Here is a 17,995-nt window from a genome sequence, read left to right on the forward strand (position 1 = left end):
AGGGACCAACGACGGACGGCCGCGCTGGTCCCTGCGGACCACGTGCCAATCTATTCCGGATCGATCCGGAAGATGCTGCCTCCATAGGAGACGATGTACAGCTCGCCGGCAGCGTCCTCGCCGAACGAAGCCAGGCCCTGGATGGTGCTCTCAGAGGCGAGGTCCTGGCTGAGCGAGCTCCTCGGCGTGGCGACGCCGTCCTTCCAGGTGAGCATCCAGACCCGGTCCGTTTCAAAGTCGCCGAACAGGTACTTCCCACGAAGCGCCGGGATCCTGCTCCCACGATAGACATAGCCGCCTGTCACTGAGCCATCGCCGCTGTCGTGGTCATATGCCACGACGGGCCGTGTGATCGTCGGCGAGTCGCAGCTGGTCGCCTCGTCGTCCTTGAGGCACGTACCCCCCTCGGTGACGCTCCATCCGTAGTTCTTGTTGCCCTGTCCGCGCGGCTCGATGTTGATCTCCTCGAAGAGGCGCCCACCGACATCCCCGATGTAGAGATCGCCTCTGCAGCGGTCGAAGCTGAACCGCCACGGGTTGCGCAGTCCGTAGTCCCACACGTACGGGTCTCCGCCGCGGACATTCCCAGCCGGCGCCGTCGGGTGATTCTCGACGTCTACGCGAAGTATCTTGGCGTATTTCACCTCGATGTTTTGCCCGTTGTTGTTCGGGTCCGGGTCGGAGGTATCCCCGCCGCCGTCTCCCACGCCGATATAGAGCATCCCATCGGGGCCGAACGCGAGCATCCCGCCATTGTGGTTGCCTCGCAGCACCGGTATCGAGAAGAGCTCGGTCGCCTGCGGGTCGGCTCGATCCGGATTGCTCGCTGAACGCTTGTACTCCCGGAGGACCAGCGTTCGTGACCTTGTATTGTAGTAAACGAAGAACCTTCCGTTGCTCGCATACTGCGGGTGGAACGCGAGTCCGAGGAGCCCTCGCTCGTCCTCATCGTACTCACTACCCTGGACGTCCGCGGTGATGTCGAGGAACGGAGCGCTCTGCAGCTCCCCTCCGTTGATGAGGCGGATGGTTCCGCCCTGCTGCACGACGTAGAGCCGGCTGGGATCTTCGGGCTCGCTCGTCACGAACAAGGGCTGATTCAGGCCGCGTGCTACTTCGGTGAGGCGGAGCGGCGGTACGGTCCCGCCCGGCTCGTCGCACTCGATCGTCCCGCTCCCTCCCACGCCGGTTCCGCTCGCTGGGCCGGCTCCCGCTCCGCTGGTCGGGTCGGTGCCCGAGCTGGTCGAGTTGGCGCCCGAGCTGGTCGAGTTGGCGCCCGAGCTGGTCGAGTTGGTGCCCGAGCTGGTTCCGCTGCTCGTCGGAGTGCCCGCCGAGGTGCTGCCGCCGCCGGTGCCCGTCGTACCGGGACCGGAGCCTCCCCCGCCGCCGCCTCCTGCTCCCGAGTCGCTGCCGCCGCAGCCATTCAGCATGAAGCCGATCCCGACGACGGCGGCTGCGATGGGCATGAAAGACAAACGGAAACGCTTCTGGTCTATCATGCAGTAGGACACTATCCGAACAGCGCGCCCCTTGGTATAACTTTCCACCGCTCGGCGACGTCGGTATCTTGCGGCAGGCGCCCTGGATCGGCGGGGATGACTACAATGCAAGACTCTTCCCTACTGCTGGTTAAAATTCTGTCGCGCCGGATTCCGCCGGTGGCGCGTTCCTGGCTGGAGCGCGTCGAGACATTGACTGGGACCGGTGCGCGCCTTGGTGCACCGGTGAGCGAGGCGTCGACCTGGTTCGATCGCGACCGCTTCCTAGCGACGTTCACTGCGGCGGTACGGGTGCTCGGCAAGGAGCCGCTCGGGCTTCACGCCGAGGAGCGGGATGAGCTGGCTGATGCCGGGATCGCCGGGGCGATCGAAGGGCGAGGGTTGGATGAGCTCGGCCGGGTAACGATGCTCGTGCAGGTTTCGAGGCGCCTTCCCGCACCGGAGCTCGAATTGCTGCTCCGGGTTTGCTACGAGCAGGGAGATGGACGGGAGCGGCAGGCGCTCTTGCGGGCACTGCCGTTCTTGGTCGAGGCGGAGCGCTTCGTTCCGCTGGCCGTCGAGGCGTGCCGCACCAACGAACTGCCCGTCTTCGAGGCGATCACCTGCGAGAATCCCTACCCAGCGGCTTATTTTCCCGATCTCAACTTCAACCAGATGGTCCTCAAGGCGATGTTCATCGGCGTGGCGCTCGCCCGGATTGTAGGGCTCGATCGGCGGCGCTCGAGCGAGCTCGCCAGGATGGCGGAGGACTTCGCGAGCGAACGGAGGGCGGCTGGCCGGAGCGTTCCGGCCGACATCGGCCTGCTCTCCCTGGACCATGAGCGCGAGCGCGCGACGCGGATCCCCGAGTGAAGCGGCGCGATGCGGAGGGACCATTGAAGCTATTCGATCCTCACATCCACATGACATCGCGGACGACCGACGACTACCAGGCGATGGCTGCGGCCGGCGTCGTCGCGATCCTCGAGCCGGCGTTCTGGCTCGGCCAACCGAGGACCCATGTCGGCACCTTCGAGGACTACTTCACGTCCCTGCTAGGCTGGGAGCGCTTCCGGGCCAGCCAGTTCGGTATCCGCCACCTCTGCACGCTGGGGCTCAACCCGAAGGAGGCCAACAACCCCCGCGTAGCGCAAGGCGTGATCGAGCTCCTGCCGCGCTATCTCGACAAGGAGGGCGTCGTCGCCGTCGGCGAGATCGGGTTCGACGACATGACGCCGGAGGAAGAGAAGTATTTTGCCCAGCAGGTCGAGCTCGCTCGAGACCACGATCTCCCGATCCTCGTACACACGCCGCACCGCGACAAGAAGCGCGGCACGGAGCGGACGCTCGCGCTGGTGCGGGAGCTCCGGTTCCCTGAAGAGCGCGTGCTCATCGATCACAACAACGAGGAGACGCTGCCGCTCGTGCTCGCGACCGGCTGCTGGGCCGGTCACTCCATCTATCCAAATACCAAGATGGACGAGGATCGGATGGTCGCGCTGGTCAAGACCTATGGCGCCGAGCGGATCCTGATCAACAGCGCGGCGGACTGGGGCGTGAGCGATCCGCTCAAGGTCCCGAAGACGGCGGCGCGAATGCGCGAGAACGGGATCGCGGACAAGGCGATCGAGCAAATCGTCTGGAAGAACCCCCTCGCCTTCTTCTCCCAGAGCGGCCGGCTCGATCTCGCGGAGTTCGGCGAGGCGCCGGCGGTGGATCAGCGCGCCCTGTTCGAGGGGAACTCGGTGCTGCGCGGTCAGGCCCCCGTCGTGAAAGGCTGATCGAGAGCGCGCATGCACCGCACCGTCGTCCTCAATGTCGTCGGGCTCACCGGCGAGCTCCTCGGCGACGCCACGCCGAACCTGAAGCGGCTCGCTCGGGAAGGGGCGATGCGCCCGCTCCAGACCGTGCTGCCAGCGGTCACGTGCACGGTCCAGTCGACCTTCACGACAGGGCTCCTCCCGAGCGGGCACGGCTGCGTCGCGAACGGCTGGTACTTCCGTGACATCGCCGAGGTGAACCTCTGGCGCCAGGCGAACCAGCTGGTGGCAGGGGAGAAAATCTGGGAGGCCGCGCGTCGGCGCGATCCGACGTTCACATGTGCCAAGCTGTTCTGGTGGTACAATATGTACAGCTCGGCGGATTATGCGGTGACGCCGCGGCCGATCTACTGGGCGGACGGGCTCAAGCTGCCGGATATTTACACCGAGCCGGCGTCGTTGCGCGATGAGCTCGTCGTCCGGCTGGGTGAGTTCCCGCTCTTCAATTTCTGGGGTCCGAACGCGGACATCCGATCGACGGAGTGGATTGCACGGTGCGCGCGCCATATGTACGACACGCGCCGACCAACGTTGACGCTGGTCTACCTCCCGCACCTCGACTACAACCTGCAGCGGCTAGGGCCGGATCATCCGGCGATCAAGGATGACCTTCGCGCGGTGGACGCCGTGTGCGGGGAGCTGATCGACCATGTGCGCAAGGACGGGGCACGGGTGATCGTCCTGTCCGAGTACGGCATCACGCGCGTGTCCGGCGTGGTGCACATCAACCGTGCGCTCCGAGAGCAGGACCTTCTTCGCGTCCGGAACGAGCGTGGTCTCGAGAAGCTCGACGCCGGCGCGTCCGAGGCGTTCGCAGTGGCGGATCATCAGATAGCGCATGTCTATGTGCGTCGCCCGGAGCGTATTCAAGAGGTGAAGGCGCTTCTTGAGAGGCTCCCCGGAGTTGAGGTCGTCCTCGACGCGGAAGGCAAGCGTTCCGCCGGGCTCGAACATGCACGATCGGGGGAGCTCATCGCGATCTCACGAGCGGACCGGTGGTTTAGCTACTACTACTGGCTCGATGACGACAGTGCCCCAGAGTTTGCCAGGACTGTCGATATTCATCGCAAGCCTGGGTACGATCCTGTGGAGTTATTTGCTGATCCCAAGCTGCGCGCCTTGCCCGTCCGTATCGCTTGGAGGCTTCTCAAGAAGAAGCTTGGGTTTCGCTATCTCATGGACGTGATCCCGCTAGACGCCGCGCTGGTAAATGGATCGCACGGTCGTTTGACCGAGCGATCGGAGCAGGGGCCGCTCATTCTGTCTACTTGTGATTCGATGCTGCCAGACGAACGCGTGCACGCTGTCGACGTCAGCAAAATTGTGTTGGACCACATTTTTGACTGACGCAGCTTGGACTGTTTGTGTGATGAGCCGTGCTCAGCTTGCTCGAATCGCGATGCTACAATCCAAGCTTTGCTATAAAGACGGTTTCGTGGTCGCTCCTCAGTGTGCCAGAGTCGAACATGATTGTTCGAGAGAACGATCCGGCGATGATAGTCTCAGCGCTCGGATCCGTCCTTGCCGCGATTCCGAATGACGGTCCGCCGCTCGGGTAGGATTCCTTCCATAGCGTCTTTCCTGACGAGTCCAGCTTGAGTACCCAGGGGGACGGAAGCTCGGCGTGCTCCAGTATCTCGTTGTCCACTCTCAGCTCTCCGCTGAAATCGCCGGTGACAACGATATTGTTAAGAGCGTCTGCGCTGATGTCGGCTGTCGCGTTGTGGATGGTTCCTTCGAAGTCTCGACTCCATCGGTGCTCTCCGGATGTGTTGAATTGAGCGACGAAGACTGCTGTGTGCTCTGCGGATGCGCCGAGGGTCTTGCCGATTTCGAACTCGATGCTCTCGTCGTAATTGCCCGTGGCAGAAATGTTGCCGAGGGCGTCGACGTCCAGAGCAGAGGGGTAACCATTGTGGAAGCCGCGCGTCCACGTCGGGTTACCGTCGCTGTCGAGCTTTGCCAGGAACATTCCCGCACCGTCAAGCTCCGGCGAATCGCCAAAGCTGATCGAGTCTTGGTGATTCCCCGTGATGACGATGTTGTTGCTGCGATCGATGGCGGTGTCTATGAGCATGTCGTCGCCGGAGCTGCCGAATCTCCGTGCCCATCCACCCTGCTCGACGCTCGCGGAGCCTGTGCTCCCGTCGAGCTTTGCGATGTACATGTCCAGCGTGTTCGCTGGAGCGGAGGTGAGGATCGCATCGTCGAACTCAATGTTCCCCCTGAACGTTCCTGAGAGCAGCGCGTCGCCGTGTTGTGTGCTGTTGATCTTGGGGCGAACGATCCTGACGAATTGGTCGAAGATGCGTTCATTGACGAGGTTCGCCGGGAAGCCGCGGCTCCAGATGTGGGCTCCTTTGTTGTCGAATTTCGCTACAAAGAGGCCTGGCCCTACATCGCTGCCGCCGAAGTTGATCGTGCCGCTGCTGACGCCAGTCAAGAAGATGTTGCCTGATGCGTCTGTGCTGACGGACGTCGCTTCCTGGGCCGCAGCATCTCCGAATCTGTGACTCCAGAGGTGATTTCCGGATTTGTCAAATGCTGCGACGAATATGTCGGACCCGCCAGCGCTCGTGAGTGGTCCCGCGCCAAGGCGTACGGGCTCCGAGAAGCCGCCGGCTGCGATGATATTGCCCTCTCTGTCGATTGCTATTGAGTTGGCTATTGCATCGCTGCCGAACGTCTGTGCCCACAAGATGCAGTCGAATCCGTCGCAATTTTCGTCGTCGTCAGACGCGCAGAGCTCTTGGGCTGGCAATCTTTCGTTCTTGCATGCGCTCCACGTGGTCCCATTCTCGTCGCATGTTCGTGTCCCAGATTTGCACAGGCCGATGTCTGCGGTGCCTCGCGGGCCGCTGTAGCATTCCTCTGTCCTGTTCGGCTTGCAGGCGTTCGCGCTGCCGTTTCCGCCTGTGTTCTGGTCTTCTGGCGCAGGAGCGTCTTCAAAGTCGTCGAGCCCGAGGACGAGCGCGCATCCGGATCCGGCGATGACGAACGCAAGGAGCCCTGCCGGGATGATGCGGACGCTACGTGAAATCATGAATCATGTCTCCGGTAGTCCGAGCTGTTGTCCGTAGCCTTCCATGAGGAGATCCGATGTGCACTGGCTCACCTGCCAGTCTTCACGTCCCCCTCACCACCCGCTGCATCGCCAGCGTCAGCGGGAATCCCATCATCGCCAGCGCCGCCGCGCCGCCGGCGCCTGGCGCTCCGCTCTTCGCGATGAGCACCGCGTCCAGCAGCGATATCCCCGCGATGAGCGTCACCACGGCGCGAGGGATGCGGTCCTTCCGCGTCCCCCGCAGCAACTTCACCGCGTGGATCACGCAGCCAGCGAGCGCCCCGTACGCGATCGTCCCCATCGTCCCCGTGAGCGGCGCACCGAGTGTTGCCAGGAAGGGGACCGCCATGAAGCCGAGCGCCCACAGGCTGCGCACCGCCAGCAGGTTCTCCTGCTTCGCGATCGCGGTCAGCCCGATCAGATAGAACAGCAGCGCCACGCCCCCACCGATCACCGCGCTCCCGAGCTGCCCGCCCGCCGCGAGCGCGGCGCTCACATAGACCAGCACGCGGCATGCTCCCATCAACGCCGGGCTCAGCGGGTTCCCCTTGTGCCAGGCATCGTAAAGGACGATCGCCCCGGCGAGCAGCGCGCTCGCCAGGGCGGGCGCCATCCCTCGGTGCGCCACATAGGCATGGCCGCCCACGATCAGCACCCCCGCCACGAGCAGGCCGTAGCCGACCGCGAACACCTCCCGAGCGCTCACCAGGCCGGATGGGATCGGCCGCTCGGGCCGCTCGCGCGCGTCGATCTCCCGGTCGAACGCGTCGTTGAGGAACATGCCGCCCACGTACATCAGCGACACCGCGAACCCCACCAGCGCCACCTCGGACGCCCGCGGCCCAGACCCCGATAGGGCCATGCCACAGAGCACGTTCGTCCACACCGTGGGCAGGTTCGAGACGCGGCCGAGCCGCAGATACACCCGTGCGCGCGAGCTCATCGCTGTGCCCCCGCTCCGCGGTCCGCTCGCCCACCGGAGCTCGCCCCGACTCCGGAGTCCGCTCGCCCACCGTAGCTTGCCCCGACTTCGCGGCCGCCGCCGACTCCACCGCTCCCGCCAACGCCCCGGCCCTCGCCGACGTTAACGCCCCGGCCCTCGCCGACGCCGACGCCCACGCTCCCGTTACCCACCATCCGCTCCTCCACCCAGCGGAGCTCCCTCGCCACCGCCTCGACAAGCCCGCCGCGGCGCTGGTCCTCCGGCAGTACATCCCAGGTGTAGGTCTCTACCTCGAGGTGCTGCGTCGCAGGCGAGTCTCGCAGGTGCGACAGCAGCGTTGCCAGCTCCGGCTGCGTCGTCGCGAGCGTGCCCTCGAGCTCCCGGAAGATCGGCACATGGAAGTGGACGCGCCACTCCTCCGACTGCGCTCCGGGCGGCGCCGCCTTCGCGCCCTCGAGCGACGCCAGCGCCTCGGGCAGATCCAGGTAGCGAACGAGCTCGCCCCCGCCTTCGCGCCGCTCGACCACCTGGTGCAGGTAGACGACGTCCTCCGCATACGCGCGCAGCCTCGCCATCGTCGCCGGCTCGCGCTCCGCCACGCGCGCGCGCAGCCCGGCGCTGAGCTGCACCTTGTGCACGCCGATCCCCGCCGCGCGGAGCGCCGCGAGCGACGCGGGGGCGTCCTCGAACTCCACCGCCATGTGGCACGCGTCGAAGCAGAGGCCGAGGTGGCTCCGGAGCGCCTCCTCGGCGTCCGGCAGGCTCATCCCGGCCAGCGCCGACAGCTCGCGGGCGCGCTCTGGCGCGAACACGTGATCGGTGAAGAAGCCGATCGCCTCGGGCGTCGTCTCGAGGAAGCAGCACGGCTCCGGCTCGAGGGCCAGCGCGATGTGCTTGCCCGTGCGGCGGCGGATCTCGACGAGGTGCGCCGCGTGCTCGACCAGCCGCCGCGCCATCGCCGCCGCGTCGCTCGGCGTGCGCACCCGCGGCCTGAACGCGCCGGGCACCGTGCTGACGCTGCCCATCAGGCCCTCGTTCGCCGGCAGCAGCTCGGCGAGGAGCGTCGCCAGGAGATTGCTGTACGCGAGCCGCTCCTCGTCGAGCCAGTCGGGCAGGTACACGCGCTCCTTCACCGCCGCGCCGTGGAACCGGCCGTAGGGAAAGCCGTTCAGCGTGAACACGTACAGGCCGTTCCGCTCGAGAAAATCGCGGAACGCGTCGAGCTCCGCCGGCGCGGCGAGCTCCGCCGCCGCCCTCGCCGAGAGCCGCAGCCCCACCCCGCACCGGCGGCGCGCGCTTGGCCCGAGGCCCTCCGCCCCTCTGCCGCCTTGTCCGCGCAGCGCCCCTTCCTCCCCGCCGGCCGCGCGCGACCAGATCGCGAGCAGGTGTGTCTCGAGGCTCTGCTTCACCTCCGACCACGTCTCGCCCGCGTGGATGTTCGTGCAGTACGTGAGGTGCGGCGCGCCCGCGCACGCGAGCCTCATGATTGCGCCGCTCCCGTGGCCACGCCCGCCGCTCCCATGGCCGTGCCCGCCGCTCCGGTGGCCACACCCGCCGCTCCCGTGGCCGCGCCCGCCGCTCCCGTGGCCGCGCCCGCCGCTCCCGTGGCCGCGCCCGCCGCTCCCGTGGCCGCGCCCGCCGCTCCCGTGGCCGCGCCCGCCGCTCCCGTGGCCGCGCCCGCCGCTCCCGTGGCCGCGCCCGCCGCTCCGGTGGCCACGCCCGCCGCTCCCGTGGCCGTGCCCGCCGTTCCCGTAGCCGCGCCCGCCGCGCCGGTCGCCGCGAGCGCGCCCCGCCTCGCGGCGCGCTCGCGCAGCCGCGCGATCGCCGCGACGATGTGCCGCTCCTCCATCGCGTGCACCTCGCGGGCGCGCCCCACGTCCTCGAGCAACGTCACCGTGAGCTCCCCGCCGAGGTGCTCGCGGAACTCGTCCAGCCCATCGAGCACGCAGAGCCGCTCGCCTCGCTCGCCCCGCTCGCCCCGCTCGCACGTGCGCGTCAGCGCGAGCGCGTCGTCCCACAGCGTGAAGCCGAGCGCCTCGAGCGCCGCCACCACCGCGGCCGCCGTCGCCTGGCTGCACAGGCCGGCCAGCTCGGCGTACAGCGTGTCGATCGCGATCCCGATCGCGACCGCCTCTCCGTGGCGGAGCCTGTGCTTCGTGAGCGACTCCAGCTTGTGCGCAGCCCAGTGCCCGAAGTCGAGGGGCCGCGCGCTCCCGAGCTCGAACGGGTCGCCCGCGCTCGCGATGTGCTGGAGGTGGATCTCCGCCGAGCGGCGCACGAGCTGCGCGAGCGGCGCGAGCGACCCCGACGCGAGCGCGGGCGCGTGCTCGGACAGCCACGAGAACAGCCTCGCGTCCCGGATCAGCGCGACCTTCACCGCCTCCGCCATCCCCGCCACCTTGTCGCGCAAGGGCAGCGTCTCCAGAAAGCGCGGATCGATGAGCACCGCGAACGGCGGGGCGAACGTGCCGAGCAGGTTCTTCTTCCCGAACGCGTTGACGCCGTTCTTCACGCCGACCCCGGAGTCGGCCTGCGCGAGCACCGTGGTCGGGACCCGCACGACCCGGACGCCTCGGTGCACCGTCGCCGCCGCGTAGCCGACCATGTCGAGCACCGCGCCGCCTCCGACGATCATCACGAACGACTGCCGATCCATCCCCAGCGCGTCGAGCCTCGCCTGCAGCGCGGCCGTCGCCGCGCCGTCGTTCTTCGCCGCCTCGCCGCCGGGGACCACGATCGGCTCGGCCGCGAGCGTGAGCAGGTCCGGGCGCGCGCCCATGTACCGCGCGATGTCGTCCGCCAGAGACGGCCACGCCGCCGCGACGCCGCCGTCGATCACCGGCAGCACGCGGTGGCGCCGGCGCGGCTCCTTCGCGGCGATGGCGGCCGCGAGGTCGGCGTTGCTCGGCGAGAAGACGCCCTCCGTGAAGTAGACGGGGTACTCGAAGGGGACCGCGATCCGTTGCAGATGAAGCAGCATCAAAGCCGACTTTCGAGAGAGGTCATCGGCCCGTCAAGTTGGTTCCTCGCGAGGATCCCGCGTCTTGCCGCGGTACGAAAACTTCCCCTTGGCGGCGGACGGCCTTCCTGCAATGCTGGCGCCGCTCGGTGAATCGCGCCGCCGTACGGCCGAGTTCACCTCGTGGCCCCGTGATCGCCGCTTGATCGCAACCCCGTACCGCCTGACATCCTCCTCAATGCAGACGCCCATGGAAGGCACAACCCGTCCCTCGAAACGGTCCTTCATGCGAGGAGTGCTTCTGACGGCAGCGGCAGGGCTCGCCCTCGCCGCGTTCTCCGCCGGGTGCGCGCCCACGTACGTGTACAATCCGGCGAACTACGCGAAGGAGTACGACCCGCGTAAGCACGAATACACGATCGGGGTAGGGGACCAGATCCGGATCAACGTCTGGCGCATGGCCGACCTGTCGAGCGACGCGCTCGTCCGGGCCGATGGCGTCATCACGATGCCGCTCATCGGCGACGTCTACGTGGCCGGCAGGACCCCGACCCAGGTGCGCGAGGAGCTGAAGAAGCGGCTCGCCGAGTTCGTGAAGGACGAGACGGCCGTGATCACCGTCGCCGTGACCGGGATCAACAGCTACCGGTTCGTGGTCAGCGGCAACGTCGCGCGCGCCGGCATCTTCGCCTCCAACTACTTCGTCTCCGTCTCGGAGGCGCTCGCGCTGGCCGGCGGTCCAAACCAGTTCGCCTCGACGGATCAGATCCTGCTCATCCGCATGGATAGCCCGGGCAAATTCCGGCACATCCCATCAACTACGACGAAATCGCCTCGCGCAAGCGGCCCGAGCAGGACCTCGTGCTCAAGGCCGGCGATACCGTCTTCGTGCCCTGATCGTGGCCGGCTCCTCCGCGCTTGCTCGAAAGGCCGTCCTCGGCGCGGTCTGGACGATCGCGACCGGGCTCGGCTCGCGCGTGCTCGGCCTGATAGGCACCCTCGTGCTCACCCGGTTCATCGCGCCGGATGTGTACGGCGAGGTCTCGGCAGCGTCCGTCGTGATCATGACGGCGCACTTCATGTCGAGCCTCGGGACCGGCCAGTTCATCGCGTCGAGGCCCAACCTCGACCGTCAGATGGTCTTCAACGCGACCGTCTATTTCCACGTCGCGGGCCTCGTCGCCATCGCCGCCGTCTACCTCCTCCGGGAGCCGATCGCGGTGCACCTCGTCGGCGCGCCCGGGATGCTCCAGTTCATGCCGGGGCTCATCCTCGCGATGTTCATCGATCGGATCTGGTACGTCCCCGATCGCCTGCTCATCCGCGAGATGCGCTTCCGCAGCGTCAGCCTCCGGAACGCCGCCGGCGAGCTCACCTACACCGCGGCGTCCGTCTCCCTTGCCATGCTCGGCTGGGGAGGAAACGCCATCGTGGTCGCGACGCTCCTGCGCGCCGTCGTGCGCGTGGTGACCACGGTCCCGGCGGTGAAGCTCTCCGAGTGGCTGACGCCGAGCCCGCTGTCGGGCGAGAAGGCGCGCGAGCTGTTCGCCTTCGGCATCCCGCTCAACTTCGGGTCGCTGGCGAACTTCGGGGCCTCCAAGTGGGACAACCTCGTCATGATCCGCCTGTTCGGGGAGCAGGTCGGCGGGCTCTACAACCTCGCGTGGAACCTCGCCGACATCCCGGCCTCCCAGGTCGGCGAGCGCATCGGCGACGTGCTCGTCCCGTCGTTCGCGAAGCTCGAGCCGGAGCAGCGCAAGGCGGCGCTCGTCCGCGCGCTCACGCTGCTCGCGCTCCTCATCTTCCCGCTCGCCGTGGGCCTCGGCGCGGTCGCCCCGACGATCCTGAACGACACCTTCTTCAACGAGGCATGGGAGCCGGCCGGCCCGCTCCTCGCCGTGCTGTCCGCGCTCGGCGTCACGCGCCCGATCGGCTGGGTCTTGTCCTCGTACATGCAGGTCTACGGCCGGACGCGGACGATCATGGTCCTTGAGTGGCTCAAGGTGGCCGCGATCGTCGGCAGCATCGCGCTGCTCGGGACGATCGGCGGGGTCCTCTGGGCCTGCGCCGGCGTCGGCGTCGCGTTCGGGGTGCACGCCCTGGCGAGCCTCTGGGTGGTCAAGCGCGCCGATGGCGTCCCGTACATGCGGCTCCTGCGCCCGCTGGTCCGCCCGCTCCTCGCGTGCCTGCCCCTGGTCGTCGCGGTGCTCGCCGTCCGCTACGGCATGCGGTCGCTCCACGGCCTGCCCCGCGGGTGCCGCCTTGGCGCCGAGGTGGTGGTCGGCGGGCTCGCCTTCGTCGCTTCCGCGCTCGTCATCGCGCGGCAGGCATCACGGGACTTCCTCCAGCTCGCCCGCGAGGCGGTCCGCCGCCGCCGTTAAGGCGTTTCCTGAATGTCACCGATCCGGAGTGACCAGCGAAGCGCGCGCAGCGAGCGTGACGAGAGCAATACGCGTGACGAGCGTGACGAGCGCAACGCGCGTGAGCGAGCGCAACATGCGTAGCAAGCGTAGCGAGCGCAACGAGCTCAACAAGCGCACGGCGCGCAGCGCAACGAGGAGCACCTCTCCTCGCCCAATCGTTGAGGTCCCACGCGACACTCGAGCGAAATTTAGGGGCCTGTGGTAGCGTCGGGCCCCTCTCTTCGAAACTGGGTCGGGATCCGCGTGGCGGCTCCCCTCCACCACTGGAGATAAAAGGAAATGGCAGAGACGCATCCCGCTGCGGTCGAGAGCCTCCTGGCCAAGATCAACTCTCGCGAAGCCCAGGTGGGCATCATCGGCATGGGTTATGTCGGCCTGCCGCTGGCGCTCACGTTCATCGAGAAGGGCTTCCGCGTGCTGGGCTTCGACGTGGACCCCGAGAAGGTCACCGCGCTCAGCGAGGGGAAGAGCTACATCAAGCACCTCGATCCCGCGCGCGTCGCGGCTGCCGCCAAGACCGGCCTGTTCGAGGCGACGGCCGACTTCTCGCGGCTCAACGAGCCCGACGCCATCCTCATCTGCGTCCCCACCCCGCTGACGGCGCAGCGGGAGCCCGACATGAGCTACGTCGTCGGCTCGGCCCAGAAGATCAAGGAGCGGCTGCGGAAGGGCCAGCTCGTCGTGCTCGAGTCCACCACGTACCCGGGCACGACCGATGAGCTCGTGAAGGGCATCCTCGAGCAATCGGGCCTGCGCATGGGCCAGGATTTCTACCTCGCCTTCTCGCCCGAGCGCGAGGATCCGGGCAACCGCGATCACAGCACCGCGACCATCCCGAAGGTCGTCGGCGGCGTCGATCGCGCGTCGCTGGCCCTCTCGGTGGCGCTCTACTCGCAGGCGATCGCGCGCACCGTGTCCGTCTCCTCCGCGCGCGCGGCCGAGGCCGCGAAGCTCACCGAGAACATCTTCCGGGCCATCAACATCGCCCTCGTGAACGAGCTCAAGGTCGTCTACGACGCCATGGGCATCGACGTCTGGGAGGTGCTCGACGCCGCGTCGACCAAGCCGTTCGGCTTCATGCGGTTCAACCCCGGCCCGGGCTGGGGCGGCCACTGCATCCCGCTCGATCCGTTCTACCTCGCGTGGAAGGCGCGCGAGTACGGCGTGTCCACCAAGTTCATCGAGCTCGCCGGCGAGGTGAACGTCGAGATGCCGCACTACGTCGTCAACAAGCTCCAGCTCGCGCTGAACGAGCGCGGCAAGGCGCTAAAGGGCACGAAGGTCCTGCTCCTCGGCGTCGCCTACAAGAAGGACATCGACGACCCGCGCGAGAGCCCCGCGTTCGAGATCATCGAGCTCCTGCGCAGGCTCGGCGCCGTGCTGAGCTTCCACGACCCGCACGTGCCCAAGCTGCCGCGCATGCGCACCTGGCCGCATCTGCCGGAGCTCTCGTCCATCCCCCTCAACGAGGACACGCTCAAGAGCCACGACGCGGTCATGTTGGTCACCGACCACTCCGTGGTCGACTACGATCTGGTGCTGAACCACGCCGCCCTGATCGTCGACGCCCGCGGCGTCTACCGCGCGGCGAACCCCAAGGTCGTCAAGGCCTGACGGAGGGCGCCCCGAGCGGCGCGGGCAGGCTCGCACGCGGGCGCGCGGTCCTGGTGACCGGGCATCCGGCGGCGGCGTCCTTGCCCGCCGTCGCTGGCCCGGTGGCGTGTCGCTCAATTCCCGCGCTGTGGGCGGCGCGCCGCGGCGATGCCCGCGTGCTGCCCACGCCTCCGCGCGGGCGCGTCAAGGTCGAGCTCCTGGGTGACTCCTCGACAACCGCCGGGGCTCCGCGTGTCCTCGCGACATCGTAGCCGCGTCACCTGGTGTCCGCGTATCCTCGCAACCACGTATCCCTGTAACCCGTAACCCTGTAACCCGTAACCGGTCACTGGATGCGGCTCTTGCCGAGTTCGCGAAATCGCGAGCATCCCCTTGATGTCAGGGCGCCGGTTCGGTACCCATCAAAGACGGTCCATGTCCACGCCGCCGCCCATGGTCGGGCCAGGTCGAACGATGTCGCCTGCAGATGACAGCCTGGGCCCTGCGCCATCGAGCTCGGATTGGAAGGGCCACCTGGAGATCCGGCTCGGCGATCTCCCGGGGACGCGACGGCCGCTGACGGAGTCCCACATCGTCATCGGCAGGGCGCCGGGCGTGCAGCTCACGCTCGACCACTACACGGTCTCCCGGCGCCACGCGGAGCTCTTCTGCGATCCGTTCGGCCGGTGGTGGATCCGCGACCTCGGCAGCACCAACGGGACGCTCGTCAACGACGAGCGGATCAACGAGAAGGTGCTGAAGCCGGGCGATCGCATCGGGAGGCGACTACATCCTCGAGTTCCAGCTCACGGCGCGGGCCCCTCGCGTGCCGATCGACCCGGGCGGCCTCCATTTCGAGGAGGACAAACCGACCGCGATCCGCAAGCTCGGCGAGCTCGACCCGCCGCGGATCGCGGCGAAGCACCTGTTCACCCTGATGGACCTGTCGCGGCGGCTCCTCAGCATCGAGGACGCGACGGATCGGTTCGACGCGCTCTGCCAGCTGATGGTCCGCGAGGACTTCCACGGCAGCATGGCGCTCGCGCTGCGGCTCCGGCAGAACGGCGCGCTGACGATCCTGTCCGGGCCGCACCGCCCCTTCCAGTCGCTCCGGCGCGAGGACTCCGTCGCCCCGCCGTACATCTCGCGCCGCGTGCTCGCGGCGGTGCAGGACACGCGCGAGCCGGTGCTCGCCGGCAACCTGGTGAGCGACAGCGCCACGGTCGAGCTCACGATGTCGCGCGACGTCATGGCCCTCTGGGTCGTGGCCTGTCCGCTGCGCGTCGAGGAGCAGATGATGAACCTGCTCTACGTGACCCTGCCGCCCGACTTCGGCAGCGTCGAGTGGCTCGGGCTCATCGCGCTCGCGGCGGAGGTCTATCAGCAGGCCGAGTCGGCCTGGGAGGCGCGGCGCCACGCGCAGGCGCACGCGGCGATCGAGCGCGAGCTCGAGATGGCGCACCAGATCCAGCGGACCTTCGTCCCGAAGCGGCTGGAGTTCAAGGCGCTGGACGTGGCGCTCGGCTTCGAGCCGTGCCGGTGGGTCGGGGGCGACTACGTGGACATCGTCCCGATGCCGGACGGCCGCCTCATGCTCGCCGTGGCGGACGTCTGCGGCAAGGGGCTCCAGGCCGCGCTCATCGGCTCGAGCGTCCACACGATGGTGCGCGCGACGGTCGACGCCGGCCGCGGGATCACGGGCATGATGGACCGGCTGAACGCCTACCTCTGCGAGTACCTGCCGGAGCACTCGTTCGTCACGATGGTGGCCGTCGCCCTCGACCCCGCGACGGGCCGCATGGAGTGCGTCAACGCAGGGCACCCACCGGCGCTGGTGGCGACCGCGGAGGGCGGCCTGCGGCACCTCCAGGCGGCCGTCAACCCGGCGCTCGGGGTCGGCCCGGTGCCGATGGAGGCGCACCAGAGCGTGCTCGCGCCGGGCGAGGTGCTCGCGATGTACACCGACGGGCTCACCGAGCTGCGCAACTCGTCGAAGCAGATGCTCGGCCTGCACGCGCTCGGCACGGGCTTCGCCAAGCTCTGCGCGACGAGCGCTGGCCGCCCGGTCGCGTCGATCGCCGACAAGCTCACGCACATGCTCGAGGAGTTCCGCGGCGACCAGCTGCCCGAGGACGACAGGGCCTTCCTCCTCGCGCGGCGCACCTGAGCGCGCCGCTCTCGGCAGCCCGGCGGAGCCCCTGAGCGCGCCGAGGGCGGGGCTCCGGCCGCCCCTGAGGAGCGCGCCCCGTCGCGCTCAGCGAGCGGCGTCGCCCGCGCCAGCAGACGCCGGCGCCTCGCCCTCCAGCGGCTCGCTCGGCGTCGCCTCCCGGCGCTGCACGCCGGCGGGGCCTGCAGAGCCGAAGGGCTGGGTCATCAAGATGCGCGAGCCCGGCGCCATCCGCCGCGGGAACGCGCCCGACACGGACAGGAGGAGCGTGTTCCGGACGACGCGCGTGTCGGGGAGCTCCGCCCTCCTCGCCTCGGTGCGCTGGTTCGCGTGCTGGTACCGGAGCGCGAGCGCGAAGTCGGGGATGACGGTGACGGGGCTGTAGAGCAGCCCGACGTCGGTGAGCACCGCGAGCGTCGTCGGCCCCGTGTCGAGATCACCCTTCGCGTTCGTCTCGAGAGGTTGCGCGAGCTGCGCGCTGGCCGAGCCCTCGACCGACAGGTGCCAGGCGGCGTGGACGGGCACCGCGGCGCGGAGCGTCAGCATGTGGGAGAGCTGGATCTGCTGCAGGAAGACGTTCGGCGTGGCCGCATAGGTGTACGCGAGCTCGGCCGCGTCGCCCCGCTCGTGCAAGTAGCGCAGCGCCGCGAGCCCGGTCGGGCGCGCGAGCGACCCGGCGCCGCCTGCCAGGTCCGTCGCGACGACCCCGCCGACGTCGAGCTGGCTCGAGAAGCGACGCCCGAGGTCGTGCTGCCAGCTCGCCACGAGCGTGCTGAGGAGCTGGTCGCGCGACGCGTACGTGTCTTCGGTCGCGGGATCGGTGTCGGTGACCGGAACGTTGTCGAAATGGGTGTAGCCGACCGAGAGCGCGAGGGCCGCGACGTCGTGACGGAAGCTCCGGTTCACGTTCAGCGTGTTCGTCACGCTGTACGTGCGCTGCGGGCGATCCAGGAGCGGGTTGTAGACGGCGAACGTCGCCGCCTGCCCGAGCGACCAGACCGGCGAGGGCTGGAACGAGAACCCCTCGTTGAACGACCCCTGCACGAAGTTCGTCGTCCCGCCCGCGTTGCCCTGGAGCGTCGTGGTCCCCGGCGTCTGCTCGAGCTGGAACGTGTTGAGCTGGCCTTGCGACCCGGACGCCCCGAGCGTCAGCGAGGTCCTCGGCGATGTGACGAAGCGGCCGGACCACGCGGCCACGTTCGAGTACGAGCTCGCCTCCGAGTGCCGGAAGAAGAGGCTCGTCGAGAACGTGTAGGACAGCGTCTGCGCGGTCCGCGGCGTCGTGTAGGTGAAGATCAGGCCGGGGCTCACGGTCGCGAGGCCGTCGGCGTCGGGACCGGGCCCGGCCGGGGGCTCGGCCGCAGAGCTCACGTTGTCGGTGACGCCGATCGACCCGGTGAAGACGCCGTGGAGGGTTGCGTCCTGCGCCCGGGCGTCGTGGTGGGTGAGGATCGCGCAGCCGAAGGCCGCGACCGCAATGCCTCGTCCGGAGCGCATGAGGGCTGCAAGGTAACAATGGAGCCGGCGCTCGGCTACGCCTCCCCGACC

The 17,995-nt window shown here is 68.3% G+C and carries 12 protein-coding genes and 2 pseudogenes; 8 read left to right on the forward strand and 6 right to left on the reverse strand.

Annotated features, from left to right (window positions below):
* Positions 1-50: 50 nt before the first annotated feature.
* Positions 51-1,466, reverse strand: a complete 1,416-nt coding sequence (locus POL72_RS31650; protein ID WP_272100152.1) for a PQQ-dependent sugar dehydrogenase — start codon at positions 1,464-1,466, stop codon at positions 51-53.
* Between the two features lie 138 nt (positions 1,467-1,604).
* On the opposite strand from POL72_RS31650, the gene POL72_RS31655 reads away from it, so the two are divergent.
* From POL72_RS31655 to POL72_RS31665, 3 genes are read left to right on the forward strand one after another with little or no spacing between them, the layout of a single operon-like run.
* Positions 1,605-2,351 (forward strand): EboA domain-containing protein, encoded by a 747-nt coding sequence (locus POL72_RS31655; RefSeq protein WP_272100153.1) that lies wholly within the window; start codon positions 1,605-1,607, stop codon positions 2,349-2,351.
* On the forward strand, positions 2,348-3,259 hold the full coding sequence (locus tag POL72_RS31660; protein ID WP_272100155.1) for a TatD family hydrolase: 912 nt from the start codon (positions 2,348-2,350) through the stop codon (positions 3,257-3,259). The genes POL72_RS31655 and POL72_RS31660 overlap by 4 nt, the downstream gene beginning before the upstream one ends.
* 12 nt (positions 3,260-3,271) lie before the next feature.
* Positions 3,272-4,645, forward strand: coding sequence for an alkaline phosphatase family protein (locus tag POL72_RS31665; protein ID WP_272100158.1), 1,374 nt, complete (start codon positions 3,272-3,274; stop codon positions 4,643-4,645).
* Between the two features lie 55 nt (positions 4,646-4,700).
* Here the strand turns inward: POL72_RS31665 and POL72_RS31670 are convergent, their stop codons facing one another.
* The 4 genes from POL72_RS31670 to POL72_RS31685 all read right to left on the reverse strand — a co-directional run bounded on the left by POL72_RS31670 (position 4,701) and on the right by POL72_RS31685 (position 10,288).
* Entirely contained in the window at positions 4,701-6,341 is a 1,641-nt protein-coding gene (locus POL72_RS31670) for a hypothetical protein (protein ID WP_272100160.1), read from the reverse strand.
* Between the two features lie 82 nt (positions 6,342-6,423).
* A complete protein-coding gene (locus POL72_RS31675; RefSeq protein WP_272100162.1) occupies positions 6,424-7,305 on the reverse strand; it encodes a UbiA family prenyltransferase in 882 nt (293 codons plus the stop codon).
* Positions 7,302-8,789 (reverse strand): metabolite traffic protein EboE, encoded by a 1,488-nt coding sequence (gene eboE / locus POL72_RS31680; protein ID WP_272100164.1) that lies wholly within the window; start codon positions 8,787-8,789, stop codon positions 7,302-7,304. The genes POL72_RS31675 and eboE overlap by 4 nt, the downstream gene beginning before the upstream one ends.
* Positions 8,786-10,288, reverse strand: a complete 1,503-nt coding sequence (locus tag POL72_RS31685) for a 3-dehydroquinate synthase (RefSeq protein ID WP_272100166.1) — start codon at positions 10,286-10,288, stop codon at positions 8,786-8,788. Before POL72_RS31685 ends, eboE begins: the two co-directional genes overlap by 4 nt.
* A gap of 433 nt (positions 10,289-10,721) precedes the next feature.
* Here POL72_RS31685 and POL72_RS31690 point away from each other — a divergent pair.
* From POL72_RS31690 to POL72_RS51360, 5 genes and pseudogenes are all read left to right on the forward strand, one after another.
* A pseudogene (locus POL72_RS31690) lies at positions 10,722-10,826 on the forward strand (polysaccharide biosynthesis/export family protein); the annotation flags it as partial.
* A 337-nt stretch (positions 10,827-11,163) separates the two neighbouring features.
* Positions 11,164-12,645 carry an oligosaccharide flippase family protein gene (locus tag POL72_RS31695; RefSeq protein ID WP_272100168.1) on the forward strand — a complete coding sequence of 494 codons (1,482 nt, stop codon included), beginning with the start codon at positions 11,164-11,166 and terminating at the stop codon, positions 12,643-12,645.
* A gap of 321 nt (positions 12,646-12,966) precedes the next feature.
* Positions 12,967-14,301: a nucleotide sugar dehydrogenase gene (locus POL72_RS31700; protein ID WP_272100170.1), complete on the forward strand. Its 1,335-nt coding sequence runs from the start codon at positions 12,967-12,969 to the stop codon at positions 14,299-14,301.
* A 453-nt stretch (positions 14,302-14,754) separates the two neighbouring features.
* A pseudogene (locus tag POL72_RS31705) lies at positions 14,755-14,997 on the forward strand (FHA domain-containing protein); the annotation flags it as partial.
* A gap of 109 nt (positions 14,998-15,106) precedes the next feature.
* Entirely contained in the window at positions 15,107-16,447 is a 1,341-nt protein-coding gene (locus POL72_RS51360) for a PP2C family protein-serine/threonine phosphatase (RefSeq protein WP_272100172.1), read from the forward strand.
* 87 nt (positions 16,448-16,534) lie between these two features.
* Here POL72_RS51360 and POL72_RS31715 read toward each other — a convergent pair whose 3' ends face one another.
* Complete coding sequence (locus POL72_RS31715) at positions 16,535-17,944, reverse strand: hypothetical protein (RefSeq protein WP_272100174.1); 1,410 nt, start codon at positions 17,942-17,944, stop codon at positions 16,535-16,537.
* Positions 17,945-17,995: the final 51 nt, after the last annotated feature.

Source organism: Sorangium aterium, from assembly GCF_028368935.1.
Lineage (GTDB): Bacteria > Myxococcota_A > Polyangia > Polyangiales > Polyangiaceae > Sorangium > Sorangium atrum.